The sequence below is a fragment of the Prevotella sp. AM23-5 genome (genome assembly GCF_003473645.1).
Lineage (GTDB): Bacteria > Bacteroidota > Bacteroidia > Bacteroidales > Bacteroidaceae > Prevotella > Prevotella copri_A.
Genome location: NZ_QUCG01000131.1, coordinates 3,197 through 3,608 on the forward strand (window position 1 = coordinate 3,197; position 412 = coordinate 3,608).

General features: G+C 45.1%; 1 protein-coding gene. It reads left to right on the top strand.

From position 1 onward, the window contains the following. The coding region (locus tag DW657_RS18495; RefSeq protein WP_233547205.1) for an Rpn family recombination-promoting nuclease/putative transposase at positions 1 to 412 on the top strand (412 nt) is incomplete at both ends.

Here is a 412-nt window from a genome sequence, read left to right on the forward strand (position 1 = left end):
ATGAGAAGGGAGAATTCATCATCTTCGAGATACAGAATACCCGGGAACATACCTATTTCCACCGTATGCTCTATGGAGTTTCCAAGGTCATCACAGACAATATCAGTCTGGGCGATGATTACGACAAGGTGCGCAAGGTATATTCCATCAATATCGTGTATTTCACATTGGGACAGGCTAAGGATTATGTATATCATGGCAAGACGATGTTCCAAGGACTGCATCAGCCGAATGATATCCTGAAACTCTCCAACCGACAGAGTGAACTCTTCTTCGGTGATGAAATCCCTCAAGGTCGCAAGACTAATCGCGAAGCCGGAGACATATTCCCGGAGTATTATCTGCTCTGCGTGAACAACTTCGATAAGCTGGCGGTGAACAATCTGGATGAATGGATCGAGTTTCTCAAGAC